Consider the following 25,202-nt stretch of genomic DNA (forward strand, 5'->3'; position numbering starts at 1 on the left):
GATCATCCTTTTCGATAGCGATGCGGCGTGAAGGGAAGGGGATGGACGTCCACTGAAATGCGCGTACCGCGCACCTCGGCAAAAATGCGGGTTCCGGGCTGGGCGAGGGCGGTTGCCACATAGCCCATGGCGACCGGATGCTGGACCGAAGGGCCGAAGCCGCCGGAAGTGACGCGGCCGACTTGCTTGCCAGCACCGTCGATTAGCATTGCGCCAGCCCGCACCGGCTGACGGCCGTCGGGCTTCAACCCGACGCGCTTCTCGGAGGGCCCAGCGGCGACCAGCGACTTCAGCGCCTCAGCGCCGATGAAACGCCCCGCCTCGCGCACCGGCTTCGCGATCGCCCACATCAGCCCGGCGGAAACCGGGTCGATCTCCGGCGTGATGTCCTGTCCGTGCAGGCAAAGCCCGGCTTCGAGCCGCAGGCTATCGCGGGCGGCGAGCCCCACCCAGATGACGCAGTCATCCTCAAGAAGCCGGTTGACCAGTGCCTGTGCGTCACTTTCCGGCAGGCCGATTTCGAAGCCGTCCTCGCCGGTATAGCCTGAGCGGCTCATGAACCAGCCGGGCTTCGGCTCCACTCCAGTCATGAAGGTCAGGGCTTCGGTATCGATGCCGACCCGAGAGAGCGCCTCGGCGGCTTGCGGGCCCTGGATGGCCAGGAAGACGCGGTCGAGCGGCTCGACCTTGCCATCGAAATCGGCAGCGAGTTCCCTGAGCTGCGCCTCGTCGCTCGCGGCGTTGCCGGCATTCGCCACCACCATGAAACGCTCGGGCGCCAGCCTGGTCACGATCAGGTCATCGATGATGCCGGCCTTGTCGTTGAGGAGGAAAGTGTATTTTGACTGCGAAGCCGCGAGTCCTGCCGCATCCAGGGGGCAAGCCTTTGCCAGCAGGTCCGCTGCTCCGGGACCGGACACTTCGAACAACTGCATATGCGAAATGTCGAACAGCCCAACATGCTCGCGCGTATGCTGGTGTTCCCGCATGACCCCTGCCGGATACTGGATAGGCATCGACCAGCCGGCGAACGGTCCAAAACGGGCGCTCGCTGCAATATGCAAGTCTTCGAGGGGCAGCCTTTTCAAATCCGAGGCGGTCATTGCTTCTCCAGAGGCGCACGTTCTCGACCGCTCTTCGCGGCCAGCTCGCGCCCCTCTGTCTGAAGCCTGAGAGACTCGCGCAACTGGAACCCTGTCAGCTGCGCTTACACCTTCGGCGCGGGAATTCTTCCCGACTTTCCAGAGTGCTTTCCGTCTACGGTTCTTTTGCCTGAGAGATTTCGGGCGATTTCCCCTTCGGCGGCAGCAACGCTGCTCTCTCCCGCAAACGGACGGAGCCGGAGCCCCAAGCGAGTCGGAGGCTACCCGAAGCCGGTGGCTTTGTCACCACCCACTCCCGGGCTAGATCCCGCCGAACCAGTCGTAGCCCCGGTCCTCCCAATAGCCGCCCTTGCCGAGGCCCATAGTGGTAAAGCTGTCGACGACTTCGATTTTCTGGAGGTATTTCGGCATCTTGTAGCCTAGCTGCCTTTCGACACGCACCCGCAGCGGCGCGCCGTTCTCGACAGGCAATGGTTTGCCGTTCAGCCCGTAGGCCAAGATCGTCTGCGGATGGTAGGCGTCGATCAGGTCGATCGAGCCGTAATATTTGATGTCGCCTGACAGGCTGCGCTCCATCGTGTCGAGGCAGTGAAAGACGACGTACCGCGCCTCGGGCTTCACCTTGGCTTCGTCGAGCACCAGCGACAGTGGTGTGCCTGTCCATTTGGCGATGCAGCTCCAGCCCTCGACGCAATCATGGCGGGTGATCTGGGTCCGGCTCGGCATGGCGATCAGCTGTTCGCGCGTGAGCGACAGCGGCTTCTCAACCGACCCTGTGACTTCCAGCCGCCAGTCGGCGAAATTCTTCGAGAGCAGGCCTTGATAGTAGTCGTCGTCCGGCGCCGTCGAGCCGTTCGGGCGCTGCGGTTGGCGGATGTCGGCCTCCGTGAATTCCTGCGCCATCGTGTGGCCGCCGCCGAGCAGCCGCTGGACCCGATAGGTGAGATTATTGGCGCTCTCGATGACGTGACGCAGTCCACTATCTGGGTCGCCCACACTGTCGAACGCATCGCAGCCGGACAGGACAAGACCCGATCCGCCGATGGTGGCGGAAGTGATGAATGCGCGGCGGTTAATCCGGAACTTGGACATTGTCAGGCCCTCGGTTCCTCGGCGGCTCGGTCCGACGACGGATCTGTCCGATACCAGCCGGTGACGATCGAGCGCAGCTCGTTGATGGGACCGGCGGCGAGCACCATCACGATATGCACCACGAAGAACAGCACGAGCAGCGCCATGACTGTAAAATGAATGGTGCGCGCCGTCTGGCGTCCGCCGAAGGCCTCGGGAAGGAAGGGCAGCAGCGCGTCGGCGCTCGGTGACATGGACAGCCCGGTCAGGATCATCAGCGGAAAAAAGATGAAGAGCACGATCGCATAGGTAAGCTTCTGCAGCGTGTTGTAGTCGCGCATGTGATGGAACCTCAGCCGCGCATGATTGGCGATGTCGCGCGGCAGACGCCTGATGTCGGCAACGGTGGGGACCAGTTCGCGAAGGTGCCCGTTGATCGCGCTGGCGACGAGCCAGACGAGCAAGGTTCCGACCAGGATCCAGGCAAAGAAGAAATGGATCACGCGCCCTGTCGCGAGATCGTAATATGAAGGGATCGTTGCCCAGCGCGGGAAGGCGACATAGTTCGGCTGCTCCGCTGGGCCAGACATGCCCAGCACGCCGCTCGTGTCGAATTTCCTGCCCAGAATATCGGTGTAACCGCGCGGCCCGGCATTGGTGTTTTCGGCACCGATCGCGAGCACGTGGTTCTGGAACTGGAAGCCGGACTGGTCGCCGATGTAGAGCGCCGGATGGGCGTTGAATATCTGCAACCCGGAGAGCAGCAGAAAGAACAGGCTCACCGCCCAGATCCAGTGAGTGATGCGCGTCCAGGCGTACTGCCTGTAGACGAGCGTTCCGCATGAGGCGCCCGTATCGGGCGCCGCTTCTGCCGATCTCGCATCCATCGCCACACCCTCTGTTTCCACTGAGCTTTGCGCGCCAGCTGCACTTCCTCAGTTTACGCAGAGCCACGAGAGTTCGTTACACCCGGTTGCTTGACGATCGCGTGATTTCGACGCGAGCTCCTGGCTCAGGATGGCCCCAGCGATACCGCGACGTTCACTGCGGCTGCGACAAGCACCGTGTTGAACATAAACGATATGACGGCATGCAGGAGGTTAACCCTGCGCATTGCGGTCGTTGTGATCTGGACGTCTGAGGTCTGGGCGGTCATCCCGATAACGAAGGAGAAGTAGAGAAAATCGAAGCCCTCTGGCTCTTCCGTGCCCGGGAATTCGAGCCCGCCACGAGGTTCGTTCTTGCTGGATCCCCGACCGTCGGTGCCAACGTTTGGCTGCCAATAGCGGTGCGCGTAATGGATTGCAGCCATCGTATGGATGGTGAGCCAGCCCAACGCCACTGAAGCGAGCGACAGGCTGACGGTCAGGATATCGTGCTTGTCGTGGCTGTTGATCACGATGAATAGCGAGATGACGGCAACTATGACTGCACCAAACGTGACGGCGAGGATCGCCCAGGCCGGCTCGTCGGTGCGGGCGGCGTGTTTCTTCAGGAAGGCAGCACTGAGCCGCGTAATCTTAATGCCGGTCAGCACCAGGTAGACCAGGAAGAAGATATTCGCAGTGGCCTCGATCGCCAATTTCGGCCGCAGCCACAATGCGATCGGCGCGGTTGCGAGCGCGCACAGCACTGCGATGTAGAAGGGAGCGTGGCGCTTGTGGCGAGAGAGATTCATGAGAGTTCGGTGCGATCGCTTCCAGGGTCGAGCCTGCTGGCCCGGATCGCCTTTCTTGCCATCATATCCAGCGCACCGAGGAACCTCGAACGGTCGGCACGAGCGAAACTCGCATTGTAGCCCTTGCTTTCGCCCGTTTCACGCAAATGTTGCTTGAGGTCACGCATTGCAACAGCCATCCCGATCGTCTCTTCGGTGAATGGCCGCCCGGTCGGTCCGAGCACATGCGCGGCGAGCGTGACCGCTCTGGCCGCGAGCGGTATGTCAGCCGTGACGATGATATCGTTCGCTTTCGCATTCTCGACGATCCAGTCGTCCGCGGCGTCGGCGCCTTTCGAGACCACGACGTTGCGGATCATGGGATCGCGGGAAGGGCGCAGCCCGCCATTCGAGACGAAGGTGACGGTGAGACCCAGCCGCTCCGCCACTTTGACCACCTCGTCCTTCACCGGGCAGGCATCGGCATCGACATAAATGCTGGGCAAAGTCATCTTTGGGGCAAATGGTCAGGAGCGACGTTTGCACGCCAGCCGGGCGCCGCCTCTCGGTCTGGCGCTGCCGACCTTGCCGGCAAGGGCGCCATGCCACCGTTGGTGCACGGCTGAATGCGCCGGGCGCAGGCGTGCTTCGACACCGCAGCTATCAGTAGACTACCACGCTTCTGATCGACTTGCCCTCATGCATGAGGTCGAAGCCCTTGTTGATCTCTTCAAGCTTGAGCGTGTGGGTGATCATCGGATCGATCTCGATCTTACCCGACATGTACCAGTCGACGATCTTCGGCACGTCGGTGCGACCTCTGGCACCGCCGAAGGCTGTGCCCTTCCATACTCGGCCGGTGACCACCTGGAACGGCCGTGTCGAGATCTCCTGGCCGGCGCCGGCAACGCCGATGATGATCGACTGGCCCCAGCCTCTGTGCGAAGATTCAAGGGCCTGGCGCATGATCCTCACGTTACCGGTGCAGTCGAAGGTGTAGTCAGCCCCGCCAATCTGGTCTGCGCCGCGCTTGGTCATGTTGACGAGGTAGGCAACGATGTCGCCGTCGATCTCCTTGGGGTTGACGAAATGCGTCATCCCGAAGCGCTCGCCCCAAGCCTTCTTGTCGTTGTTGATGTCGACGCCGATGATCATGTCGGCGCCGGCGAGCCGCAGCCCCTGGATCACGTTGAGCCCGATGCCGCCGAGGCCGAAAACGATCGCCGTCGCGCCTTCCTCGACCTTGGCCGTGTTGATCACTGCGCCGATGCCGGTCGTGACGCCGCAGCCGATATAGCAGATCTTGTCGAAGGGTGCGTCCGGGTTGACCTTCGCCACTGCGATCTCCGGCAGAACCGTAAAGTTCGAGAAAGTCGAGCAGCCCATGTAGTGGAAGATCTTGTCCTTACCCATCGAGAAGCGGCTCGTGCCGTCCGGCATGAGGCCCTGGCCTTGGGTAGCGCGGATCGCGGTGCAGAGATTGGTCTTGCGCGACAGGCAGGACGGGCACTGCCGGCACTCCGGCGTGTAGAGTGGGATGACGTGGTCGCCTTTCCTGACGCTGGTCACGCCGGGACCGACGTCGACCACCACGCCAGCGCCTTCATGACCCAGAATCGCCGGGAAGATGCCCTCGGGGTCGGCGCCCGACAGCGTGAATTCATCCGTGTGGCAGATTCCCGTCGCCTTGATCTCGACCAGAACCTCGCCTGCCCTCGGCCCGTCGAGGTCGACTTCCATGATCTCGAGCGGTTTTCCGGCAGCGACGGCGACTGCGGCACGGGTTTTCATCGTCAGCATTCTCCCAATGATTAGCGCGGCAAACTTTCAGACTTTCCCCGCTTGATCAAGGAGGCCTAAAGCATGTCGTTCGAAGCATGTGTCTTGACCCACGCTGGCGAGCACATAAAACGAAACTGCACGTCTGGAGGGCCGTTCCGCGCATGTTCAATAAGATCCTTGTCGCCAATCGCGGCGAGATCGCCTGTCGCGTGATCAGGACGGCGAAGAAGATGGGGATCGCGACGGTCGCGGTCTATTCCGATGCCGACCGCGATGCGGTTCATGTCGAGATGGCCGACGAAGCCGTGCATATCGGCCCGCCGCCCGCCGCCCAGAGCTATCTCGTCGCCGAAAGGATTGTCGAGGCCTGCAAGGCGACCGGTGCAGAGGCCGTCCACCCTGGTTACGGCTTCCTTTCGGAGCGTGCTTCCTTCTGCGCTGCACTGGAAGCGGAAGGCATCGTCTTCATCGGCCCGAAACCCAAGGCGATCGAAGCCATGGGCGACAAGATCGAATCGAAGAGGTTCGCCAATGCTGCCAAGGTGAGCACCGTGCCCGGCTTCCTTGGTGTGATCGAGAGCACCAAGCATGCCGAAAAGATCGCCGCCGAGGTCGGCTACCCCGTGATGATCAAGGCCTCCGCCGGCGGGGGTGGCAAGGGGATGCGGATTGCCTGGGATGCAGCCGAGCTCGGGGAGGGCTTGGAACGGGCACGCTCCGAGGCCTTGAGCTCGTTCGGCGACGACCGCGTCTTCATAGAGAAATTCATCATCGACCCCCGCCATATCGAAATCCAGGTACTCGCCGACGCGCATGGTACCGCGATCCATCTCGGCGAGCGCGAATGCTCAATCCAGCGCCGCAACCAGAAGGTCGTCGAAGAGGCTCCGTCGTCCTTCCTCGACGAGAAGACTCGCAAGGCGATGGGCGAGCAGGCGGTGGCGCTGGCCAAGGCCGTCGATTACCAGAGTGCCGGCACGGTCGAGTTCATCGTCGACAAGGACCGCAATTTCTACTTCCTGGAGATGAACACGCGGCTTCAGGTCGAGCACCCTGTGACGGAGCTGGTGACAGGGATCGATCTGGTCGAGCAAATGATCCGTATCGCCGCCGGCGAGAAGCTCGGCATCCGCCAGAAGGAGGTGAAGCTCGAGGGCTGGGCGGTCGAAAGCAGGATTTACGCCGAGGATCCTTACCGCAATTTCCTGCCTTCGATCGGCCGGCTGACGCGCTACCGGCCGCCGGCGGAGGGGCGCTTCGACAGTGTCGTCGTGCGCAACGATACCGGGGTCACGGAAGGCTCGGAAATCTCGATGTTCTACGATCCGCTGATCGCCAAGCTCTGCACCTGGGCGCCGACCCGCCCTGCGGCGATCGAGGCAATGGCGGATGCGCTGGACGAGTTCGTTATCGACGGCATTGCGCACAATATCCCATTCCTGTCGGCGCTGATGCAGCATCCGCGCTGGCGCGACGGCCGGCTGTCGACCGCCTTCATTGCAGAAGAGTTTCCGGAAGGCTTCAAGCCGGTCAGGCCGGACGACGGCCAGAAGGCAGTATTGGCGGCGGTTGCCACGGCGATCGAGCTCGTTCGCCGCGACCGGCTGGATAGACTCGCGGGCCGGCTTGCGCCGCATTCCGGCCTGCCCAAGCGCGACTGGGTGGTGAAGCTGGAGGGCGATTATCTTCCCGTCTCGATCGTGGAAGGAGATGCCTCCATCCCGATGCGAATCGGCTTCTCCGTTAACGGCGGAGCAGCTCTGGAGCTCTCTTCCGACTGGCAGCAAGGCGACCCTGTCTGGCGCGGCACTATTGGCGGTCAGAAGATATCGGCCCAGATCAGGCCTGTGCTGAACGGCATTCGCATCGACTGGCGCGGGATCGCGATAACAGCGCTTCCCATGCTGCCGAACACGGCGGAGCTGGACCGACGGATGCCTCTGAAGCAGCCGCCTGATACCTCGAAGCTGCTGCTCTGCCCGATGCCGGGGCTGGTCATCTCCGTAATGGTCGCCGTCGGACAGGAAGTGAAGGCAGGCGAGACGCTGGCGATCGTCGAAGCCATGAAGATGGAGAACGTGCTGCGCGCTGAGCGCGACCTGATCGTCGCCAAGATCAACGCCAAGCCCGGTGATAGCTTGGCGGTCGATGCGGTGATCATGGAGTTCGCGTGAATGGCAGACGAAGTAAGCTTGCCTCAGCCGCCAACCTTTGACGAAATTGTTGGACTTCGCCTTTCCATTGTTCGCCGTGCGGCAGACATGCTTATTCTTCACTTTGGCGAAGTCGTCCTGCATCGATCAGGTAAGGGCGATGTTGGACAAATTGCACTTCATATTCAGGGGCCGTGGCGGCTGGAAGACCTGAACAACACGATCGTCGGCCGAGATGATCTTTGGGAATACGGGGGAACTCATCCTCAGCCGGAAGGCTGGAGATATGAAGACGGCGAAAGCGTGCAGGATGATTCCTTCGATCGGCTCTTTCGGAGAGGAGAAGGCAAATACGGCTAGACGGTCGACGACGATAACTATGTTGTTTTGTCGGTTGACCAAAAGACGACGGGAGATTTGACGATTGCGTTCGCCAACAACCGGACACTCCTTGTTTTCCCGGACGGCGTGTCGAGAGAGTGCTGGCGGCTTCTTAAGCCCGGAGCTGAAGGCGAACACCTTGTGTTCCCGCCCGACTAGTCGTGTACGCCGGGCCAGCGACAGCCAGGCCCTCGACGCGGTCATCATGGAGTTTGCCTGAAGTGTCTATCCCAGCGCCGCGACCTGCACTACTGTTCGACCTCGACGGAACGTTGACCGATCCGTTCGTCGGCATCACCCGCTTCATCCAATACGCGATGGAGAAGCTCGGGCGACTGGTGCCTGCCGCGGACGACCTTCGCTGGTGTATCGGCCCGCCCCTCAAATCGGCGTTCAGGACGCTTCTAGACACGGATGACGATACGGCGACGGACGCCGCCGTGCGGCTCTATCGGGAGCGCTATTCTGTGGTCGGAAAATTCGAGAACAGCCTCATTCAAGGCATTCCAGAGATGCTGGCGACACTGGCCGGCGAGGGATACTTCCTGTCGATCGCTACTTCCAAGCTCAAGACCTACGCGGGCGACATCATCGATCACTTCGAGCTGCGCCGATACTTTCATGTCCTGCATGGATCCGAGCTCGACGGCCGCAACGCGGCAAAGGGCGACCTCGTGCGGCACATCCTTGCAACCGAACAGATCGATGCAACGAGCACCGTCATGATCGGCGATCGATCGCATGACGTTGTGGGAGCCAGCGCCAACGGCGTTGCAGCCATTGGGGTGCTGTGGGGCTATGGCGATCGGTCCGAGCTTGAAGGCGCCGGTGCGGCGCGGATCGCAAACCGGCCTGAGGAGCTGCCGCATCTCGTTCGAGCGGTGCTCGGTCCAGCCTGATTCGAGCCATGGCACTCCCTGCCTTTGTGGCAGTCCCTGTGTGTTTCGCCGATGCACGCTGGAACCATGTCGCTCCAGACAATAGATTCGGGCGAGAGACTCAACGCGAGCATCGGACCGAACCGAGGGACCGCATCAGCGAAAACTGCGCAGCGGTCTTCGGACAGCCCGAAGCGCCAATAAAGATACAGAGTGGCAACAGGCGGACTGATGGCAAGCGACAGCTCTACGCGCGATCCGATCCTGAACGCGGCCCGGCAAGGAGCAGCACCTGCGGCTCAGGCTCGGAACTTCATTCATCTGCGCGTCCACTCCGCCTATTCGCTGCTCGAAGGCGCGCTGCAGCTTTCGAAGATCGTCAGCTGGGCCGCGAAGGAGTCCACGCCGGCGATTGCGGTGACCGACACCAACAACCTGTTCGGCGCGCTGGAATTCTCTCAGAAGGCCGTCAAGGAAGGCGTGCAGCCCGTCATCGGCTGCCAGCTCGATTTCGCCTTCAACGACAGTCGCGACGAGGGCGCGCGCCACACCGCGCGGAGTCACGGTCCCGAGCTTTTCCCGCTGGTCCTGATCGCGCAGAACCAGGTCGGCTACAGCAACCTGACCAAGCTCGTCAGCCGGGCCTATCTGGGCACGCCAAACGATTCCCCTGTGCACCTGCCGCTGGAAATCCTCGACGGCTACGCCGAGGGGATCATCTGCCTAACCGGCGGCCCGCGCGGGCCGATCGGCCGCGCGCTGAAGGGCGATCATCCATCACAGGCCGAAGAGCGGTTGCTGTCGCTGATCGACCTGTTCGGTGACCGACTCTATGTCGAGATCGAGCGTCTGGCTGGCTATGACCGAGCGCTCGAGGCCGCTACTATCGATTTGGCCTATCGCCACGACCTGCCGCTGGTCGCCACCAACGAGGCATTCTTTCTGAAGCGAGAGGATTACGAGGCGCACGACGCCCTGATCGCGATCGCGGAAGGCACGGTCATTGCCGTAGACAATCGCCGCAGGCTCACGCCGGACAACTATCTGAAAAGCCAGGCGGAAATGGCAGTGCTTTTTGCCGATTTGCCTGAGGCGCTGGACAGCACCGTCGAGATCGCCCGCCGCTGCTCCTTCTATCCGAAGAACCGCAGCCCGATCCTGCCGCGCTTTGCCGCGCGCGACGCTGCCGATGCGGAGGCCGCCGTCAGGGCCGAAGCCGAGGAGTTGACCCGCCAGGCCCGCGAAGGCCTGGCGATGCGTATCGCCACACGTGGCCTCTCGCCGGGCTACACCGAGGACGACTACCGCAAGCGGCTCGATTACGAGCTCTCGATCATCGAGAGGATGAAATTTCCCGGCTACTTTCTGATCGTTTCCGACTTCATTAAATGGGCCAAGGCTCATGACATTCCGGTCGGCCCTGGGCGCGGGTCGGGCGCCGGCTCCCTCGTCGCCTATGCTCTCACCATCACCGACATCGATCCGCTGCGCTTCTCGCTGCTTTTCGAGCGCTTCCTCAATCCCGAACGCGTGTCGATGCCGGACTTCGATATCGACTTCTGCCAGGATCGCCGTGAGGAGGTGATCCGCTACGTCCAGGAGAAATACGGCCGCGACCAGGTCGCGCAGATCATCACCTTTGGAACGCTGCAGGCCCGCGCCGTGCTGCGCGATGTCGGCCGTGTGCTGCAGATGCCCTACAGCCAGGTCGACAGGCTCTGCAAAATGGTCCCGCAGAACCCGGCTAACCCTGTGAGCCTTGCCAAGGCGATCGAAGGCGAGCCGCGCTTCGCGGAAGAAGCCGAGAAGGAGCCGATCGTCCAGACGCTGCTCGACACGGCGCAGAAGCTCGAGGGCCTTTTCCGTCACGCTTCGACGCACGCGGCGGGCATCGTGATCGGCGACCGGCCACTGCCCGAGCTGGTTCCGATGTATCGCGATCCACGCTCCGACATGCCGGTCACGCAGTTCAACATGAAATATGTCGAGCAGGCCGGGCTGGTGAAGTTCGACTTCCTCGGCCTCAAGACGCTCACCACGCTTGACCGTGCAGTGAAGCTCATCCGCCGGCGCGGAATCGACATCGACCTCGCGCAGATCCCGCTCGACGATGAGAAGACCTATTCGATGCTGTCGCGCGGCGAGGTCGTCGGCGTGTTCCAGGTTGAAAGTGCGGGCATGCGCAAGGCGCTGATCGGCATGAAGCCTGACCGTATCGAGGACATCATCGCACTGGTCGCGCTCTATCGCCCGGGGCCGATGGAGAACATCCCGACCTACAACGCCCGCAAGCACAAGGAAGAAGAAGTCGCCTCGATCCATCCGAAGATCGATCATCTGGTGGCCGAGACTCAAGGCGTCATCGTCTATCAGGAGCAGGTGATGCAGATCGCGCAGGAGCTTGCCGGCTACTCGCTCGGCGAAGCAGACCTTCTGCGCCGAGCCATGGGCAAGAAGATCAGGGCCGAGATGGACGCGCAGCGGACGCGTTTCGTCGATGGCTCACTGAAGAACGGACTGACGAAGCCGCAGGCCGAGTTCATCTTCGACCTTCTGGCGAAATTCGCCGACTACGGCTTCAACAAGAGCCATGCGGCGGCCTACGCATTCGTTTCCTACCAGACCGCCTATCTGAAGGCGCATTACCCGGTCGAGTTCCTGGCCGCGTCGATGACGCTCGACATGTCGAATACGGACAAGCTTGCCGATTTCCGCGCGGATGCGATGCGTCTCGGCATCGATGTCGTGGCGCCGTCCGTGAACACCTCCTACCGCGATTTCGAAGTCGGCGAGAATCGCATTTTCTATTCTCTCGCCGCCATCAAGGGCGTCGGCGACGCGGCGGTGGAGCACATCGTCGAGAAGCGGGCGGACAAGCCCTTCGAAAGCCTGGAAGATTTCGCGCAACGCATCGATCCGAAGATTGTAGGCAAGCGTGTTCTCGAGAGCCTGATCATGGCTGGCGCCCTCGATTGCTTCGGCAGGGACCGCGCCGCGATGATGGCGGGTGTCGAAGCGATCATGGCGGCAGCTGCCTTCGCGCATGCGAGCGCGACCAGCGACCAGATCGATATCTTCGGCGCCGGAACTGCGACGCGCCGTCCCGAAGCCATACGTCTCCCCACGACGGAAGTGTGGCTGCCGGCCGACCGGCTGCACCGCGAGTTCCAGGTGGTTGGCTTCTATCTCTCCGCCCATCCGCTCGACGAGTATAAGACGGCGCTGGCGAAGATGCGGGTGCAGACCTGGGGCGAATTCTCGGCTGCCGTGAAGCGTGGCGCGGCGGCCGGCCGGCTCGCCGGCACCGTGACGGCCAAGCAGGAGCGTAAGACGCGCACCGGCAACAAAATGGGCGTCGTGCAGTTTTCGGACACCTCTGGACAATACGAGGCAGTGCTCTTCTCCGAAGGGCTCGCGCAATATCGCGACATGCTGGAGCCCGGCAAATCGGTCGTCATCACGGTGGCGGCCGAGGACAGGCCGGAAGGCATCAACCTGCGAATTCAGACTGTGCAGTCGCTGGAGCACGAGGCGAGCCGCGTGCAGAAGTCACTGCGCATCTTCCTGCGCGACGCCGGCCCGGTGAACACGCTGGCCACCCAGCTCGGAACGAAGGGTGAAGGGCAGGTGAGTTTCGTGCTGATCAAGGAAGGCGGCCAGGGCGAAGTCGAGATCGCGCTGCCCGACCGTTACGCCATCTCCCCTCGCGTCGCCTCGGCTATGCGCGCCGTTCCCGGCGTTGTGGAGGTGGAGCTGGTCTAAGGCAAGCTACAGCAGCTCGGCTGCGACTCCTAACTCCAGCGCCGCACTGCAAAACCGCTTGTCCAATGTGACGATGGTCGTTCCAAATTCCGCAGCAACCGCCAGATGGAGGGCGTCTGACGATTTTATCCCCAACCTGTACTGATCGGCGAACTGAGCAGCCGCTTGAAATGTCTTCGCCGGGACCGGAAGTGTCTTCAGCGCATCCTTCGCATAACGTCCGAAGGCGCTTAGGGAGGCAGCCCGGGTTGCTTCATCGATTTGCCTGGTGCGCAGCTTGATCGATAGCGCAGACGAAAATTCTGTGACAGTCCAATGGCTGACAGCCAAATTCTCGGGTTGCTGTCCAGCGAGCCATCGTTGTGCCCGGTCGGTTGCGGCCTCCGACGTCAGAGCCGATACGAGCACCGATGTGTCGATGTAAAATGTCAATAGCGCTCGCTATCGCGCATTTCGCGGATGAAATCACCTGCGGACTGCTCTTGATACGGCATCTTCGCGGTGAGTTTTCGTAACTCTTCCAGATCGATTGGCTTCCGCTTCCGCTCGGCAGGCACAAGGTGCGCTACCGGCTTGCCGCGGCGCAAGATTTGCACCGTTTCACCGGCGGCTGCCTGCTCCACCAACTCGCTCAAATGGGCTTTGGCTTCGGCTAGATTGACGGTTCTCATGACCATGTGACCAACTATTTGGTCATATATAACACGAATTGAGATTTGGTCCAATATACTGGCGCGAGGCGCGGGCGGATTGTCGCGCCTCACATCCGATAGGGTCGTCGCATGTCACGCCGACAGGCCTTTCTTGATGGGCAGCCTTTGGATGGTCTTGCCGGTCGCTGCCCTGAGCGCATTGGCGACGGCGGGTCCGATCGGCGGCACTCCCGGTTCGCCGACACCGGTCGGTAGCTCGTCGGAATCGACGATGTAGACCTCGACTTTGGGCATCTGCTCGATGCGCAGCGGCGTGTAGCTGTCGTAATTGCCCTGGTCCACCGCGCCTTTCGTCAATGTCAGTTCTTCCTGCAGGATCGCCCCGAGGCCGAAACCGATCCCGCCCTCCATCTGGGCGCGGACCTGGTCGGGATTGGTCGCGGTGCCGCAATCGACCGCGCAGACGACCCGGTCGACCGTAAAGTCACTGCTACCCTTGGTAGTGATCTCGACCACCTCTGCAACATAGGTGTTGAAGCTTTCGTGCAGGGCCACGCCGCGGAAGCGGCCGTCCGGCAGCGGCTCATTCCAACCCGCCTTTTCGGCGGCGAGCCTCAGCACTGTGGCGTGCCGGCGATGGTCGTTGAGCATCGATAGGCGGAACTCGACCGGGTCCCGCTTGGCGGCCGCGGCGAGTTCATCAATGAATGTCTCCATCGCATAGGCGGTATGGGTCGAACCAACCGATCGCCACCAGAGCACGGGAATGTTCACATGGGTCGAGGTCAAGTCGACCTTCAGGTTCGGTATGGCGTAGGGCAGGTTCGCCGCGCCTTCGACCGAAGACCGATCGATCCCTCCCTTGGCGCCGCCCGATTCGCTGATAGGCTGGCCGACAATGTGATCGTAGAGCGCCACCACCTTGCCCTGCTCGTCGAGGCCGGCTTTTAAGGCATGCACATAGGCAGGCCGATAGCGACCGCCACGCATGTCGTTCTCGCGCGTCCACTGCACCTTGACCGGCGCCTTCCAGCCAAGCGCCTTCGCGGTCGCCACCGCTTCGACCACCAGATCCGCATCCGGGACAGCCCGCCGGCCGAAACTGCCGCCAGTTTTCATGACATGCAGCCGAACTTTGTCGGGCGTAACGCCGGCCGCCTTGGCCGCGGCGGCCTGATAGAGGTCGGGAGCCTGATGTCCGCCCCAGACCTCGACCACACCGTCATCGCTCATTCGCGCGACCGCGTTGAGCGGCTCCAGAGACGCATGGGCAAGATACGGGAACTCATACAGCGCCTCGACCGTCTGGGCCGAGGTGGCAAGCGCCCGCTGGACGTCGCCGTCATCGCGAGCGGTGGCCTTGGCCGGACCTGCCGCGATTTTCCTGTATTCGGCGATGATCTCATCGGTCCCGCGCTGCTCAGCCTTCGCTTCGTCCCACTGGACGTTCACAAGGTCGCGGCCCTTCAGCGCTGCCCACATGTTCCGACCGACGACCGCGACACCACGTGGCGTCTCCACGACGTCGACGATCCCGTCGAGCGCCTTTGCCTTGGCCGCATCGAAGGCCTTGAGGGCTGCGCCGAATTTGGGCGAATGGATCATGACCGCTGTCAGCATCCCGTCCATCTTCAGGTCGATGGTGTAGGTCTGGGTGCCGTTCGTTTTGGCGGCGGTGTCGAAGCGTTTGAGCGTTTCCGATCCGATCTGCTTCCACTCGTCACTCGACTTCAGCGGCACATCATCCGGAATGGGAATCCTTGCCGCAGCTTCGGCCAATTCCCCAAAACTCGCTCGTTTCCCGGACGGGTGGGAAAGGATTCCCGACGCAACCGTGATTTCGCCTGCCGCTACGCCCCAGGCCCGAGCCGCAGCTGATATCAGCATTTCGCGAGCGGCGGCGCCGGCCTTGCGATAGCGCTCCCAGGACGATGCCATCGAGGTCGAGCCGCCCGTCCCTTGTGCGGCACCGCCCCAGGCCAGATTGCCGTAGAGAGCCGGATTGCCCGAAGCGCCGACGACGTCGACCTGGCCCCAGTCGCCCTCGAGCTCTTCCATGACGAGCGTCGCTATACCGAAATAGGAGCCTTGCCCCATCTCGAACTGGGAAGAGTGAATCACGATCCGGTTCGCCGGGGTGACTTCGACATAGGCTTGGAACGGGTTGGTTTGAGGCCCAGCCGGGGCGGCCCGGGCGTCTACCGGTTCGGTTGCGATCAACCGGTAGCCGATCACCAGCCCCGCAGCGGAAGCCGCGCCGATCAGGAACTGGCGGCGGGATGGCCGGCTCGCATACAATTCGATTCGATGCGACAGCATGATCAGATCTCCAGCCGATGGGCAGCTTCGTGGATCGCTGCGCGGATGCGATGATAGGTGGCGCAGCGGCAAAGATTGCCGGTCATCGCTGAATCGATGTCGTCGTCAGTGGGTTTCGGCGTGTCTGTCAGCAGAGCCGTGGCCGACATGATCTGCCCGGACTGGCAATAGCCGCATTGCGGCACATCGAGCTCGATCCAAACGGCTTGCACGGTTTCGGCGACCTTGCCCGACAGTCCTTCGATTGTGACTATCTTTGAGCCTTCCGCGTCGCCGACGGAAGTCTGGCATGAACGTATCGGCGTGCCGTCCATGTGAACGGTGCAGGCGCCGCACTGCGCCATGCCGCAACCGAATTTGGTTCCGGTCAAGCCGATCACGTCGCGGATCGCCCAAAGCAGGGGCATGTCAGGGTCGACGTCGAGGGTTCGCGCCTCGCCGTTGAGGGTGAAAGCGGCCATCTGCTTAGCTCTCCTTCATGATTAGCACCCCCGCGCCCACGCTTGGCTGCGAACGCATGGTACCAGCGCAAACCATTTGCGAACTTGGGCGTGCGCTGTGGCCCGGCAAGGCCGTTCGCGGGAACGTGAGACAATGTGCGGGAACTGTGATCGGGCTCGGCCTGCAATAGGCCTCGCTTAAACCCCGTAGCGCTCCGTTCTTATCCGCTCCGCTGCGACGCCCGCAGCAATCAGCGCGTCAGAGGCTGCGCTGACGAAGGCATTCGCGCCGCAGACATAGGCGAGGGCAGGGCGCCGGGGCAGCGTCGACAGGGTGCGTTCGATCATCGCCGGGTCTATACGACGCCCGAAATCCTTGCGCCGCTTCGGCGCCTCACGGGTAAGCGTCAGGATCAAGTCGAAGCCGTCGCGTAGATCATCGAGCGCGAGCAGCTCTTCGCGAAAGATGACCTCGTTCCATTCGCGGGAAGAGTAGAGCAGCGCAAGCCGCACCTGCGACCCGCTGGCGTGGCGATGGCGAACCATGCTCATAAGGGGCACGACGCCCGAGCCGCCGCCGATCAGCACCAGCGGTCCGGACTGGTCGACGCTCCAGACGAAATGCCCTCCGAGCGGCCCTTTGATCTCGATCTCGTCGCCAATGGCGGCCACATCGTGGAAGAAGGGCGACACTTCGCCATTTTCGAGCTTCTCGATGGTCAGCTCGATCTCCTCGCCGGCTTCCGGCGCGGAGGCAATCGAATAACTGCGTTGGGCGGTATAGCCGTCCGGCGCGGTCAGCCGCACATCGACATGCTGGCCGGCGCGATAGGCGAAGGGTTGGCTGGGCAGGAAGCGGAAGCTCATTACGCGGGGCGTGAGCCGGGTAATGCCGGTTATCGTCGCCGGCTGCCAGCGCGCCGGCCGCCCATAAGCAGGCTCCGGCGTTGAGATATCAGTCATCCGTGTAGCGCTGTTCGCGCCATGGGTCGCCATAAGCGTGGTAGCCGCGCAGTTCCCAGAAGCCGAGCGTGTCGGTGTCGGTGAACTGTAAGCCGTTGATCCACTTGGCCGACTTCCAGAAATAGAGGTGCGGCACGAGCAGCCGCGCAGGCCCGCCATGGTCCGCCGGAATCGGTTTGCCCTCATATTTCAGCGCGACCATCGCTTTGCCGCCCGTGAGGTCTGCAGTCGGCACGTTGGTGGTGTAGCCGTCATAGGAATGCGCGAGCGTGAAGCCGGTCGGCGCCTCGATGCCGGCCGCGGCTAGAATGTCGTCGACCAGCACGCCCTCCCAGGCTGTTTCGAACTTCGACCATGCCGTCACGCAGTGGATGTCGCGGGTCATCTTCGATTGGGGCAACGCATTGAACTCGGCCCACGACCACTCCGCCACCGGTTTGGCGCGAACCTTCAACGTGAACTTCCAGCCGGCGGTGTCGACGCGCGGCGTTGGACCCGCCGAGAGGACGGGGAAATCCTCGGTCAGAAACTGTCCAGGCGGCAGCCGGCCAGAAACGTCCGCAGAAGGGCGGCGACCTCCAAATCCGCGAGTGACCATCATGCGCTCCTTCTCAGTCGCAGCATCAACCTAGTGTCATTAGCTGTGCACTGCCAACGGCGCGAGTCAAACTATGGCACTACGGGCTCGGCTTCGCGCGAAGGCCTGACCTGCAGGTTGAGGAGATTGCCGGCAAGTATCAGAATCGCGCCCGCAGCTGTCCATATGTCGATCTGTTCCTGGTACAGGAGCCAGCCGATCAGTGCCGAAAGCGGCACGCGCAGGAAATCGATCGGCGAGACGAGGGTTGCGTCGGCATGAGCCAGCGCCTGCGCCAGGCAGTAATGCGAGAAGGTGCCGGTGAAGGCGATCAGCAGGATCCAGAGCCAGAGCCCTGCCGGAGGTGTCTGCCACACATACATGGCCGGCAGGAGCCCGATTGCCGACTGGATGATCAGCATCCAGAAAATGATCCTGACGACATTGTCGGTGCGTGTCAGCGACTTCACCATGACGAGCGAAATGCCGAAGGCCACTGCCGCGCCGAGCACGATCACATGTCCGGGTTGGACAGTCGTGAGCCCCGGCCGCACGATGATGACGATACCGATCAACCCGAGCAGGATCGCCGTCAGTCTCGGCCGCGTCAGCTTCTCATCGAGGAAAAAGACCGCAAGCAGTGCCGTCCAGATCGGAGTCGTGAACTCGATCGAGATCAGCTGGGCGAGGGGGATCATGGTGAGGGCATAGAGCCAGGCGAACTGGCCGGCATAGTGGGCGGCGTTGCGGCCGATATGCAGCCACGGACGCCGCGTGCGCATGGCGGCGAAGCCGCCGGCCAGAAAGACCAGCGGCAGCAGCATCACGAAGCCGATCACCGAGCGCATCTCCATAACCTGGAAGACGTCCAGCACCGACGTTGTGGCGCGGCCCGCGACGGACATCACGAGAAACGAGGTGATCGACCCACCCATCCACAGCGCGGCTTTGAGATTAGATGGTTCCCGATCCATATCGCGCTCTGTCGCAGGTGGCTGCCACTGCCGCAATTGCTAGTCCACGCATTCGACTGGGCCAGATGAGGGCTATGCCGACGAGGACGGCGCTACTGCGGAACAGCGCGGTCTATTCTTCGACAGGTTCAGGCGGTTGTGTGCTGCCGCCTTTGCCGAAGGTGTAGCCGGTCTCGACGGCCTTGCGCCCATACTTCTCGCGCAGGACATCGATCGCTCCTTCGGCAGCTGCGCGCTTGCGCGACGTCTCGTCGACGAGGTCGGGCGGATCGGCTTTGCCGCCATCGGTCAAATCGCTGACGCCGATGCCGAGCAGCCGGTAGTAGGTGCCGTTGGTTTCCTTTTCGAGCAGATGCAGCCCGGTCTGGAAAATGCGGTCGGCGAGCCTCGTCGGGCTGCCGAGTTGACGGTTTCGCGTACGGATCTTGAAGTCCTGCGTCTTGAGCTTGAGCACGATTGTTCGACCGGCAAGGCCGGATTTCTTCAGCCTCGTCGATACCTTCTCGGAAAGGCCGCGTAATATCGGCACCAGATCGGCGCCCGACGCGAGGTCGGTGTCGAACGTGGTTTCCGCCGAGATGCTCTTGGTGTCGCGGTCCGGATCGACCTCGCGGTCGTCTTGGCCGCGGGACAGGTGATAGAGGCGGCCGCCCATTGCCCCGTAGCGGCGCAGCAACTCGCCATGTTCCATCCGCTGCAGCTGCCCGATCGTGCGAATGCCGTCCGATTCGAGCGTCGTGGCGAACGCCTTGCCGACGCCCCAGATCAGCGTGACCGGCTGGCCGGCGAGAAAGCTCGGTGCCTCGGCCTCGCCGATCACCGAAAAGCCGCGCGGTTTCATCATGTCCGATGCAACCTTCGCAAGAAATTTGCAGTAGGAAAGCCCGACCGAGACTGTGATGCCGATCTTGCGCTCGACGTCTTGGGCGAATTCCGCAAGCACCAGCGCGGGCGGACGCTTGTGCAGGCGTTCCGTCCCGGCAAGGTCGAGGAATGCCTCGTCTATGGAGAGCGGTTCCACCAGTGGAGTCAAAGCCTGCATCATGGCGCGCACCTCGCGTCCGACACGGACATATTTCTCCATGTCCGGCTGGATTACGACTGCGTCGGGGCAGGCCTCGAGCGCCTTGAACATGGGCATCGCCGAGCGCACGCCCCGGATGCGTGCGATGTAGCAGGCCGTCGAGACGACGCCGCGTTTGCCGCCGCCGACGATGACCGGCTTGTCCCTCAGCTCGGGATTGTCGCGCTTCTCGATCGACGCATAGAAGGCGTCGCAGTCGATATGGGCAAGGTGCAGCTTGCCGAGCTCCGCATGCCGGGTGAGGCGCGGGCTGCCGCAGGCTTCGCAACGTGAACCGGCACGGCTCTGCACCTTACGGCAGTCCCTGCAGAAACCGTGCGTCAGATCGTTGACAGATGCATGCATCGATGCGAACATAAAGAGAACATCCAAAATCGTATTCCAGCGCCACGGCGCTGGCAATCGCGCTACCTGAAGAGGGTTGTACGATGACACATGAGATCGTCCCTCTGACGCCGGATTTTTGGCCGGTTTTCGAAGAGCTCTTCGGTAAGCAAGGGGCCTGCTATGGCTGCTGGTGCACCTATTTCCGCCTGCCGCCGGCGGCGCGGCGCGACAGCAACCGCGAACGCAACAAGGATCATATCAAGGCGCGTATCGATAAAGGTCCGCCGCCCGGATTGCTCGCCATTCGCGACGGCATTGCCGAAGGCTGGATGCAGATCGGCCCGCGATTCGATGTGCCGGAGTTCAACAACAAGGGCCGTGCCTCGGCGCCGCTCGACCCTGCCGACGCGTCCGACCCCACCGTTTGGGCGATCTCATGCTTCTTCGTGAAGACCAAGGCACGGGGGCAGGGGCTGACTCATCGCTTGGTCGCCAGCGGCATCGATCACGCCCGCCGCAACGGCGCGCGCCTGCTCGAAGCCTGCCCGATCGACCAGTCGCGCGATTCGCGCTCGCTCGGCCTCTATGTCGGCTCGACGCGGGTCTTCGAGAAAGCCGGCTTCAAGCCGGCAACGCGGCGCAAGCCTGGCCGGCCGCTGATGAGGCTGGAACTACCGGAACTATAGGTCAGGATGTGGGGCGATCGACAATGCGGGAACCCGCGTTCTGCTGCAGCTATATGTCGAGCGCAGGTCGGCTGAACTTTTGCTTCTCTGAGCTACGCAAGTTTTCAAAAGTAAGTTCGGATGAGGCCGGCAAGAAGGCCGAATCCGAAGTCTCCGAACATCAGAAGCATCCAGGCCCAGACAAACGCCGACGTGAAATTCGCCAGCTGAAAGCTCCAATAGGGCATTTCCGCAATTCCGGCGATAAGGGGAACCGAAGCCCGCAGCGGTCCGAAGAAGCGGCCGATGAAAATGCCGGGCATTCCCCATCTGCTCATGAACCGATGGCCTCGAGGCAGGAGATCGGGCCGGCGCGACAGCGGCCAGACCGTGGCGATTGAGGCCTTGAATCTGTAGCCGATCCAATAGGAAACCCAGTCGCCGAGAGCGGCGCCAACTGCGCCTGCAATCCAGACCGGCCAGAACGAAATGCCGCTTGCCCCCATCAGTGCACCGATCCCGACCAATGCGCTCCAGGCCGGAATGAGAAGGGAAAAGAAGACGATCGACTCCAGGAAGGCGAGCACAAAAACGACAGGGGCAGCCCAGGCATGCTGTGCACGCACGAAGTCGATGACAAGCTGCACGTAGTGTTCAACTGACATGAGTGGTTCCGGTTATCGCATTGGGTTCAGCACGCATGTTGGTGTTCGCCAGAAGACAGGTGTCAGGATGGCGGCCGGCTGAAAGCCTCGGTCTTTGGCTGAGGGTCGTCAGCAATTGTGGGTCGGTTGGCCTGTGTCATCGCGTTGCACCTATTTGATGGCGGCCGGTCTGCCTATGCTCCCGATCGACGCATCAACCCGCCCTACAAGGCGCGCAGGCTGCGACGAGCCAGCTCCGGCTTTCCGAGGGTGAGATTTGCGTTCATATTGCCATGCATGAAGCTGCTGTTCCTGCGCGCCGGCGTGGCTGCGGCATGCGCAAGTGCGGTCATCTTGCTGTTCCTGTTTACGACAGGAGCTGAGTGTGGCGACTTGCAAACGGGCATCGCTTACGCTGGAATTTACGCTCTTTCGGATGAACTCGGCGGGTTCAAGCTGATATCTGCCGCGGGAACTGGAACGAGATCCGATCCCTTGTCGGTGACTGTCGAATTGGAGTCGGCCAGCCCGGTGACCTTGACCATCCGCTCGCTGGTTCCGGTGCGTCTCATTCCCGGCGATGCTATGCAGTCGATCTACTTTCGCGTTTCAGCGCTCAACAACAGCGCGCTCGCGTGGATCGAATTTGAGTTCGAACTGCAGTCCCGCCGTGGCGAACCAAGTGATTTCGGGGACGGGCTGTCCTTTGACCAGACGCAGTCAGCAGGACCGGAAGCGATTTCCTCCGACGGCTTTGCGAAGTTCACCCGCGAGTTCGAGCCGTATGATCGGCTACGCTTTCATCACGGCAAGGTCGACCCGCTGGAAACGGTCAGCTTCTCGTTTCTGGTTACGGATTTCATGCCGAAACACGTGTTCTATCTCGTTCTCGATCCGCGGATTCCCTCATCTTGATTAGCTTGATCAGCGCGTTACTGGAAGGTGCCATTGAAGGCCGCCCAGATGAGCACGACGCCGAGCAGGATCCGGTAGATCACAAAAGGCCAGGCGGAGAAGCGCTCGAGGATGCGCATCAGGCCCCAAATCGCGACCAGGGCCGAGAGGCTGGCGGTAATGAGCCCGATGGCCAGTACCCCCCACCCGTGCATGTCTAGTCCAGCATGCCGGAGCTCATAGAGTTCCTTGAGGCCGGCAAGTGCGATTGCCGGCAGGCCGAGAAGAAAGGAATAGCGTGCCGCATCCTCGCGCTTCAAGCCGAGAAAAAGCGCCGCCGTCAAGGTCGAGCCAGACCGCGATACGCCGGGGATGAGAGCGCCTATTTGGGCGAGCCCAACAATAAGCGCGTCACGCAGCCTGACCTCCTTTAGAATTCGGCGATGGCGGGAGGCGAGTTCCGCCCAGGCAAGAAGGAGGCCCATGACGACGCAAGCAATCCCGATCACACCGATGCCGCGCAGTGGCGACCCACATGCATTCAGTGTCCGCGATAGCAGCATGCCGGCTATGGCAATCGGGATGGTGGCGATGACAATGCCGACGGCGAAACGAAATTCGAACGAGTCGACGTCGCCCTTTACGGCCGAGGCAATCGCTCCAAAGGTGACGTCCCTTACGTCCTGCCAGAAATAGCTGACCACCGCGGCAAGCGCGGCAAGTTGCATGGCAGCGGAGAAGGCCGAGCCCGGGTCCTGCCAGCCGAGAAAGGCCGGCACGATGCGCATATGGGCCGTCGAAGAGATCGGAAGGAGTTCCGTGATTCCTTGCAGGATCCCGAGAAGTGCCACTTTGCCGTAGCCGAGCGCCACGAATCCGGTGTCGAGACCATTCGTGCAAGCAGCAGCCATGCGAGGGGTTCCTTTCGCTAGCCGCGATTTCCCGCAAGCACCCATAGAGCATGTTAGTGTGACGGATTTGAGGATATCCGCGCTACCTGGCGCGATCGCTCCAGTCTCGGGACGGACCGGATGGAGCATCCATTGGACGCTCCTTTCGAACTGAATTCCAAGTGCGATCGTCGCTGCTTCTTGCCCCGAATCAGGCCGGCGGCGGGCGATCGAGCCGCCCGCTGCCTAAGCGCAAGCTTACTTGCCCACGCAGGTGGTTGCCGTCTCCGGGGTGCAGACGTCAAGGCCGGTACAGGCCCGATCGCTCTGAGCATAGACCCAGCCGAGGGCCGCGCTAGGCAGTTTCCTGCCCTATGCTCTCGTGATCGGAAGCGAGGAGCTTACGCCAGATGCGGGCTTGGCACCTTCTATATCGAAGTGACATCGATCCGAATGCTCGCAGCCATTGAGTTCATGCCTCAGGCAGGCCAGATGGACTGCAGTTTCTCGCCCGAGAGGATACGGTCTCGAGCAGCGGCCTCATGCCGGCCGAGAGTGTCGGCGGCATCGGCTACGTCCTTGACGCGCTCCTTGGGGATCACCACCACGCCATCGATGTCACCAAAAATGACGTCGCCCGGGCGCACCACAGCGCGGCCTATGGTGAGGGGTACCTGGGACTGCTTGGGCTCCTTCTTGCCGGTGACGCCCACCGGGCTCGCTGAGCTGCCGAACAGTGCGTAGCCGAGGGCCCTGACCTGCGCGAGGTCGCGGACCGTGCCATGAACGACCGTCGCAGCTACACCACGAGTCTTGGCGCCAGAGCTCATCAGTTCACCCGAGCACGAGCCTGGTGCGCAGGAGGCGTCGCAGACGAGAACGCCGCCCTTTGGAGCATTGTCGATTGCGTTGTGATAGACGTCCTGCGGCTCACCCTTGCGGTCGGATTGCTCGAAGAGGACGGTGACGGCAGGGCCGCAGACCACCTGTCCCGGTTCAAGCGCACCAAGCAGCGAGATCCCATCGAGATGGCCCCAAAGTCCGAGGCTCTCCATGCTGTCATGCACGTCACCCGAGTACCACTTCTTGAGCCGCTCGATGGACGCCCAGTCGGTATCGGAATAGTCGAACTTAATCATTAGCCTTATCCTTGGTTTTGGCTTTGTCGATCGCGACGCGCAAATACGCGGCACTATTGTCGATCTGAGCCCGCATCAGTGCCTTGGCGCCGGCTTCGTCGCGGGCCTCAATGCGGTTGTAGATATCGGCGTGCTCGGCATAGGCATCCTCGAGCGACTTGGTTGGCACGCGGCTGGTGATCTGAATGACTTCGGTGATCAGCCCGTAGAGGTTGTCGTAGAATACCGCGAGGATCTGATTGCCGGCCGAGTGCACGAGCGCCAGATGGAAGGCGGCGTCCGCGTCGACGAAACTCGAGAAGTCGCCTGAATTGCGCGCGGCACGCATGGCATCAAGGGCGACCCGCACGTCGTCGTTCATGGCGCCGCCGCCAGCGGTCAGAAGCTCGACGACCTCAGTTTCGATCATCCGGCGCACCGCCATCAGCTGCTCGAGATACTCGGAGTCGGTAGAGAAAAGCTGCCGGACGGTGACCGTTAGGGTACCGAGATATTGCGCGACATCGTCGCGAACGACGGTTGTGCGTCCCCCATGCCGGCGCCGCACAAGGCCCTTGGTCTCCAGGATCTGCATGGCCTCGCGCACGGAGCGTGTCGAAACACCGTAGTCGCGGGCGATGTCCGCTTCCGATGGAAGCTGCTCGCCGACGCCCAGTGCGCCCGACAGGATACGGGACTCGAAGTCGCCGGCTACCGACACACGAAGCTTGTCGCGCTGCCGTGGAATAGTGGTCTTCATGACGTGGCATCCCCTCGTTGCCGAGACCAGCAGGCCGCATTTTCGCTGTCAATCCAAGCACCTCCGACGCTCGTCGGCAGTGCAAATTCATCGACGTGACAACGCTT

At 62.1% G+C, this 25,202-nt stretch carries 24 protein-coding genes and 2 riboswitches; of the genes, 6 read left to right on the forward strand and 18 right to left on the reverse strand.

Annotation, left to right across the window (positions count from 1 at the left end; all coding sequences use genetic code 11):
• Positions 1 to 2 precede the first annotated feature (2 nt).
• The 6 genes from gcvT to SAZ10_RS13390 form a co-directional block, all read right to left on the reverse strand.
• Complete coding sequence (gene gcvT / locus SAZ10_RS13365) at positions 3 to 1,103, reverse strand: glycine cleavage system aminomethyltransferase GcvT (protein WP_318609733.1); 1,101 nt, start codon at positions 1,101 to 1,103, stop codon at positions 3 to 5.
• 51 nt (positions 1,104 to 1,154) lie between these two features.
• Positions 1,155 to 1,249: riboswitch (glycine riboswitch) on the reverse strand.
• A gap of 1 nt (position 1,250) precedes the next feature.
• A riboswitch (glycine riboswitch) is annotated at positions 1,251 to 1,336 on the reverse strand.
• Positions 1,337 to 1,403: 67 nt separating this feature from the next.
• The gene (locus tag SAZ10_RS13370) at positions 1,404 to 2,195 is read right to left on the reverse strand and encodes a molybdopterin-binding protein (RefSeq protein ID WP_318609734.1); all 792 of its coding nucleotides are present in this window, start codon (positions 2,193 to 2,195) and stop codon (positions 1,404 to 1,406) included.
• 2 nt (positions 2,196 to 2,197) lie between these two features.
• Positions 2,198 to 3,061: a cytochrome b/b6 domain-containing protein gene (locus tag SAZ10_RS13375; protein ID WP_318609735.1), complete on the reverse strand. Its 864-nt coding sequence runs from the start codon at positions 3,059 to 3,061 to the stop codon at positions 2,198 to 2,200.
• A gap of 125 nt (positions 3,062 to 3,186) precedes the next feature.
• Positions 3,187 to 3,852, reverse strand: coding sequence for a DUF1345 domain-containing protein (locus tag SAZ10_RS13380; protein ID WP_318609736.1), 666 nt, complete (start codon positions 3,850 to 3,852; stop codon positions 3,187 to 3,189).
• Positions 3,849 to 4,343 carry a YaiI/YqxD family protein gene (locus SAZ10_RS13385; protein WP_318609737.1) on the reverse strand — a complete coding sequence of 165 codons (495 nt, stop codon included), beginning with the start codon at positions 4,341 to 4,343 and terminating at the stop codon, positions 3,849 to 3,851. The genes SAZ10_RS13380 and SAZ10_RS13385 overlap by 4 nt, the downstream gene beginning before the upstream one ends.
• A 151-nt stretch (positions 4,344 to 4,494) precedes the next feature.
• Positions 4,495 to 5,622: an S-(hydroxymethyl)glutathione dehydrogenase/class III alcohol dehydrogenase gene (locus SAZ10_RS13390; RefSeq protein ID WP_318609738.1), complete on the reverse strand. Its 1,128-nt coding sequence runs from the start codon at positions 5,620 to 5,622 to the stop codon at positions 4,495 to 4,497.
• A gap of 152 nt (positions 5,623 to 5,774) precedes the next feature.
• Here SAZ10_RS13390 and SAZ10_RS13395 point away from each other — a divergent pair, with 152 nt between their 5' ends.
• From SAZ10_RS13395 to dnaE, 4 genes are all read left to right on the forward strand, one after another.
• A complete protein-coding gene (locus SAZ10_RS13395; RefSeq protein ID WP_318609739.1) occupies positions 5,775 to 7,787 on the forward strand; it encodes an acetyl/propionyl/methylcrotonyl-CoA carboxylase subunit alpha in 2,013 nt (670 codons plus the stop codon).
• Positions 7,788 to 8,126, forward strand: a complete 339-nt coding sequence (locus SAZ10_RS13400; RefSeq protein ID WP_318609740.1) for a hypothetical protein — start codon at positions 7,788 to 7,790, stop codon at positions 8,124 to 8,126.
• A 242-nt stretch (positions 8,127 to 8,368) separates the two neighbouring features.
• Positions 8,369 to 9,046, forward strand: a complete 678-nt coding sequence (locus SAZ10_RS13405; RefSeq protein WP_318609741.1) for an HAD hydrolase-like protein — start codon at positions 8,369 to 8,371, stop codon at positions 9,044 to 9,046.
• A 210-nt stretch (positions 9,047 to 9,256) separates the two neighbouring features.
• Positions 9,257 to 12,787, forward strand: coding sequence for a DNA polymerase III subunit alpha (gene dnaE, locus SAZ10_RS13410; protein WP_318609742.1), 3,531 nt, complete (start codon positions 9,257 to 9,259; stop codon positions 12,785 to 12,787).
• A 6-nt stretch (positions 12,788 to 12,793) separates the two neighbouring features.
• On the opposite strand, the gene SAZ10_RS13415 is transcribed toward dnaE, so the two are convergent.
• The 8 genes from SAZ10_RS13415 to SAZ10_RS13450 form a co-directional block, all read right to left on the reverse strand.
• A complete protein-coding gene (locus tag SAZ10_RS13415) occupies positions 12,794 to 13,219 on the reverse strand; it encodes a type II toxin-antitoxin system VapC family toxin (protein ID WP_318609743.1) in 426 nt (141 codons plus the stop codon).
• Positions 13,216 to 13,458 carry a type II toxin-antitoxin system prevent-host-death family antitoxin gene (locus SAZ10_RS13420; protein ID WP_318609744.1) on the reverse strand — a complete coding sequence of 81 codons (243 nt, stop codon included), beginning with the start codon at positions 13,456 to 13,458 and terminating at the stop codon, positions 13,216 to 13,218. The genes SAZ10_RS13415 and SAZ10_RS13420 overlap by 4 nt, the downstream gene beginning before the upstream one ends.
• Before the next feature lie 114 nt (positions 13,459 to 13,572).
• The gene (locus SAZ10_RS13425) at positions 13,573 to 15,759 is read right to left on the reverse strand and encodes a xanthine dehydrogenase family protein molybdopterin-binding subunit (protein ID WP_318609745.1); all 2,187 of its coding nucleotides are present in this window, start codon (positions 15,757 to 15,759) and stop codon (positions 13,573 to 13,575) included.
• A 2-nt stretch (positions 15,760 to 15,761) separates the two neighbouring features.
• The gene (locus SAZ10_RS13430; protein WP_318609746.1) at positions 15,762 to 16,220 is read right to left on the reverse strand and encodes a (2Fe-2S)-binding protein; all 459 of its coding nucleotides are present in this window, start codon (positions 16,218 to 16,220) and stop codon (positions 15,762 to 15,764) included.
• A 177-nt stretch (positions 16,221 to 16,397) separates the two neighbouring features.
• Complete coding sequence (locus tag SAZ10_RS13435) at positions 16,398 to 17,162, reverse strand: ferredoxin reductase (RefSeq protein ID WP_318609747.1); 765 nt, start codon at positions 17,160 to 17,162, stop codon at positions 16,398 to 16,400.
• Positions 17,155 to 17,760 (reverse strand): sulfite oxidase-like oxidoreductase, encoded by a 606-nt coding sequence (locus SAZ10_RS13440; RefSeq protein ID WP_318610120.1) that lies wholly within the window; start codon positions 17,758 to 17,760, stop codon positions 17,155 to 17,157. The genes SAZ10_RS13435 and SAZ10_RS13440 overlap by 8 nt, the downstream gene beginning before the upstream one ends.
• Positions 17,761 to 17,831: 71 nt before the next feature.
• A complete protein-coding gene (locus tag SAZ10_RS13445; protein WP_318609748.1) occupies positions 17,832 to 18,713 on the reverse strand; it encodes a DMT family transporter in 882 nt (293 codons plus the stop codon).
• Between the two features lie 112 nt (positions 18,714 to 18,825).
• Positions 18,826 to 20,154: a DNA polymerase IV gene (locus SAZ10_RS13450; RefSeq protein ID WP_318609749.1), complete on the reverse strand. Its 1,329-nt coding sequence runs from the start codon at positions 20,152 to 20,154 to the stop codon at positions 18,826 to 18,828.
• A 71-nt stretch (positions 20,155 to 20,225) separates the two neighbouring features.
• On the opposite strand from SAZ10_RS13450, the gene SAZ10_RS13455 reads away from it, so the two are divergent.
• A complete protein-coding gene (locus SAZ10_RS13455; RefSeq protein ID WP_318609750.1) occupies positions 20,226 to 20,810 on the forward strand; it encodes a GNAT family N-acetyltransferase in 585 nt (194 codons plus the stop codon).
• 104 nt (positions 20,811 to 20,914) lie between these two features.
• Here SAZ10_RS13455 and SAZ10_RS13460 read toward each other — a convergent pair whose 3' ends face one another.
• On the reverse strand, positions 20,915 to 21,454 hold the full coding sequence (locus SAZ10_RS13460; protein ID WP_318609751.1) for a DedA family protein: 540 nt from the start codon (positions 21,452 to 21,454) through the stop codon (positions 20,915 to 20,917).
• A 276-nt stretch (positions 21,455 to 21,730) separates the two neighbouring features.
• On the opposite strand from SAZ10_RS13460, the gene SAZ10_RS13465 reads away from it, so the two are divergent.
• On the forward strand, positions 21,731 to 22,348 hold the full coding sequence (locus tag SAZ10_RS13465; RefSeq protein ID WP_318609752.1) for a hypothetical protein: 618 nt from the start codon (positions 21,731 to 21,733) through the stop codon (positions 22,346 to 22,348).
• A gap of 17 nt (positions 22,349 to 22,365) precedes the next feature.
• On the opposite strand, the gene uppP is transcribed toward SAZ10_RS13465, so the two are convergent.
• The 3 genes from uppP to SAZ10_RS13480 form a co-directional block, all read right to left on the reverse strand.
• Positions 22,366 to 23,238: an undecaprenyl-diphosphatase UppP gene (gene uppP / locus SAZ10_RS13470; protein ID WP_318609753.1), complete on the reverse strand. Its 873-nt coding sequence runs from the start codon at positions 23,236 to 23,238 to the stop codon at positions 22,366 to 22,368.
• Between the two features lie 458 nt (positions 23,239 to 23,696).
• Positions 23,697 to 24,356, reverse strand: a complete 660-nt coding sequence (locus SAZ10_RS13475; protein ID WP_318609754.1) for an RraA family protein — start codon at positions 24,354 to 24,356, stop codon at positions 23,697 to 23,699.
• Positions 24,349 to 25,095 carry a FadR/GntR family transcriptional regulator gene (locus SAZ10_RS13480; protein ID WP_318609755.1) on the reverse strand — a complete coding sequence of 249 codons (747 nt, stop codon included), beginning with the start codon at positions 25,093 to 25,095 and terminating at the stop codon, positions 24,349 to 24,351. The genes SAZ10_RS13475 and SAZ10_RS13480 overlap by 8 nt, the downstream gene beginning before the upstream one ends.
• Positions 25,096 to 25,202 lie beyond the last annotated feature (107 nt).

The sequence above is a fragment of the Mesorhizobium sp. BAC0120 genome (genome assembly GCF_033542235.1).
Classification (GTDB): domain Bacteria; phylum Pseudomonadota; class Alphaproteobacteria; order Rhizobiales; family Rhizobiaceae; genus JAWRCU01.

What these genes read in the sequence shown, in the direction of transcription:
- gcvT (WP_318609733.1), bottom strand. Translation starts at nt 1,103, where the DNA reads ATGACCGCCTCGGATTTGAAAAGGCTGCCCCTCGAAGACTTGCATATT.
- SAZ10_RS13370 (WP_318609734.1), bottom strand. Translation starts at nt 2,195, where the DNA reads ATGTCCAAGTTCCGGATTAACCGCCGCGCATTCATCACTTCCGCCACC.
- SAZ10_RS13375 (WP_318609735.1), bottom strand. Translation starts at nt 3,061, where the DNA reads ATGGATGCGAGATCGGCAGAAGCGGCGCCCGATACGGGCGCCTCATGC.
- SAZ10_RS13380 (WP_318609736.1), bottom strand. Translation starts at nt 3,852, where the DNA reads ATGAATCTCTCTCGCCACAAGCGCCACGCTCCCTTCTACATCGCAGTG.
- SAZ10_RS13385 (WP_318609737.1), bottom strand. Translation starts at nt 4,343, where the DNA reads ATGACTTTGCCCAGCATTTATGTCGATGCCGATGCCTGCCCGGTGAAG.
- SAZ10_RS13390 (WP_318609738.1), bottom strand. Translation starts at nt 5,622, where the DNA reads ATGAAAACCCGTGCCGCAGTCGCCGTCGCTGCCGGAAAACCGCTCGAG.
- SAZ10_RS13395 (WP_318609739.1), top strand. Translation starts at nt 5,775, where the DNA reads ATGTTCAATAAGATCCTTGTCGCCAATCGCGGCGAGATCGCCTGTCGC.
- SAZ10_RS13400 (WP_318609740.1), top strand. Translation starts at nt 7,788, where the DNA reads ATGGCAGACGAAGTAAGCTTGCCTCAGCCGCCAACCTTTGACGAAATT.
- dnaE (WP_318609742.1), top strand. Translation starts at nt 9,257, where the DNA reads ATGGCAAGCGACAGCTCTACGCGCGATCCGATCCTGAACGCGGCCCGG.
- SAZ10_RS13420 (WP_318609744.1), bottom strand. Translation starts at nt 13,458, where the DNA reads ATGAGAACCGTCAATCTAGCCGAAGCCAAAGCCCATTTGAGCGAGTTG.
- SAZ10_RS13425 (WP_318609745.1), bottom strand. Translation starts at nt 15,759, where the DNA reads ATGCTGTCGCATCGAATCGAATTGTATGCGAGCCGGCCATCCCGCCGC.
- SAZ10_RS13430 (WP_318609746.1), bottom strand. Translation starts at nt 16,220, where the DNA reads ATGGCCGCTTTCACCCTCAACGGCGAGGCGCGAACCCTCGACGTCGAC.
- SAZ10_RS13435 (WP_318609747.1), bottom strand. Translation starts at nt 17,162, where the DNA reads ATGACTGATATCTCAACGCCGGAGCCTGCTTATGGGCGGCCGGCGCGC.
- SAZ10_RS13440 (WP_318610120.1), bottom strand. Translation starts at nt 17,760, where the DNA reads ATGGTCACTCGCGGATTTGGAGGTCGCCGCCCTTCTGCGGACGTTTCT.
- SAZ10_RS13445 (WP_318609748.1), bottom strand. Translation starts at nt 18,713, where the DNA reads ATGGATCGGGAACCATCTAATCTCAAAGCCGCGCTGTGGATGGGTGGG.
- SAZ10_RS13450 (WP_318609749.1), bottom strand. Translation starts at nt 20,154, where the DNA reads ATGTTCGCATCGATGCATGCATCTGTCAACGATCTGACGCACGGTTTC.
- SAZ10_RS13455 (WP_318609750.1), top strand. Translation starts at nt 20,226, where the DNA reads ATGACACATGAGATCGTCCCTCTGACGCCGGATTTTTGGCCGGTTTTC.
- SAZ10_RS13460 (WP_318609751.1), bottom strand. Translation starts at nt 21,454, where the DNA reads ATGTCAGTTGAACACTACGTGCAGCTTGTCATCGACTTCGTGCGTGCA.
- SAZ10_RS13465 (WP_318609752.1), top strand. Translation starts at nt 21,731, where the DNA reads ATGAAGCTGCTGTTCCTGCGCGCCGGCGTGGCTGCGGCATGCGCAAGT.
- uppP (WP_318609753.1), bottom strand. Translation starts at nt 23,238, where the DNA reads ATGGCTGCTGCTTGCACGAATGGTCTCGACACCGGATTCGTGGCGCTC.
- SAZ10_RS13475 (WP_318609754.1), bottom strand. Translation starts at nt 24,356, where the DNA reads ATGATTAAGTTCGACTATTCCGATACCGACTGGGCGTCCATCGAGCGG.
- SAZ10_RS13480 (WP_318609755.1), bottom strand. Translation starts at nt 25,095, where the DNA reads ATGAAGACCACTATTCCACGGCAGCGCGACAAGCTTCGTGTGTCGGTA.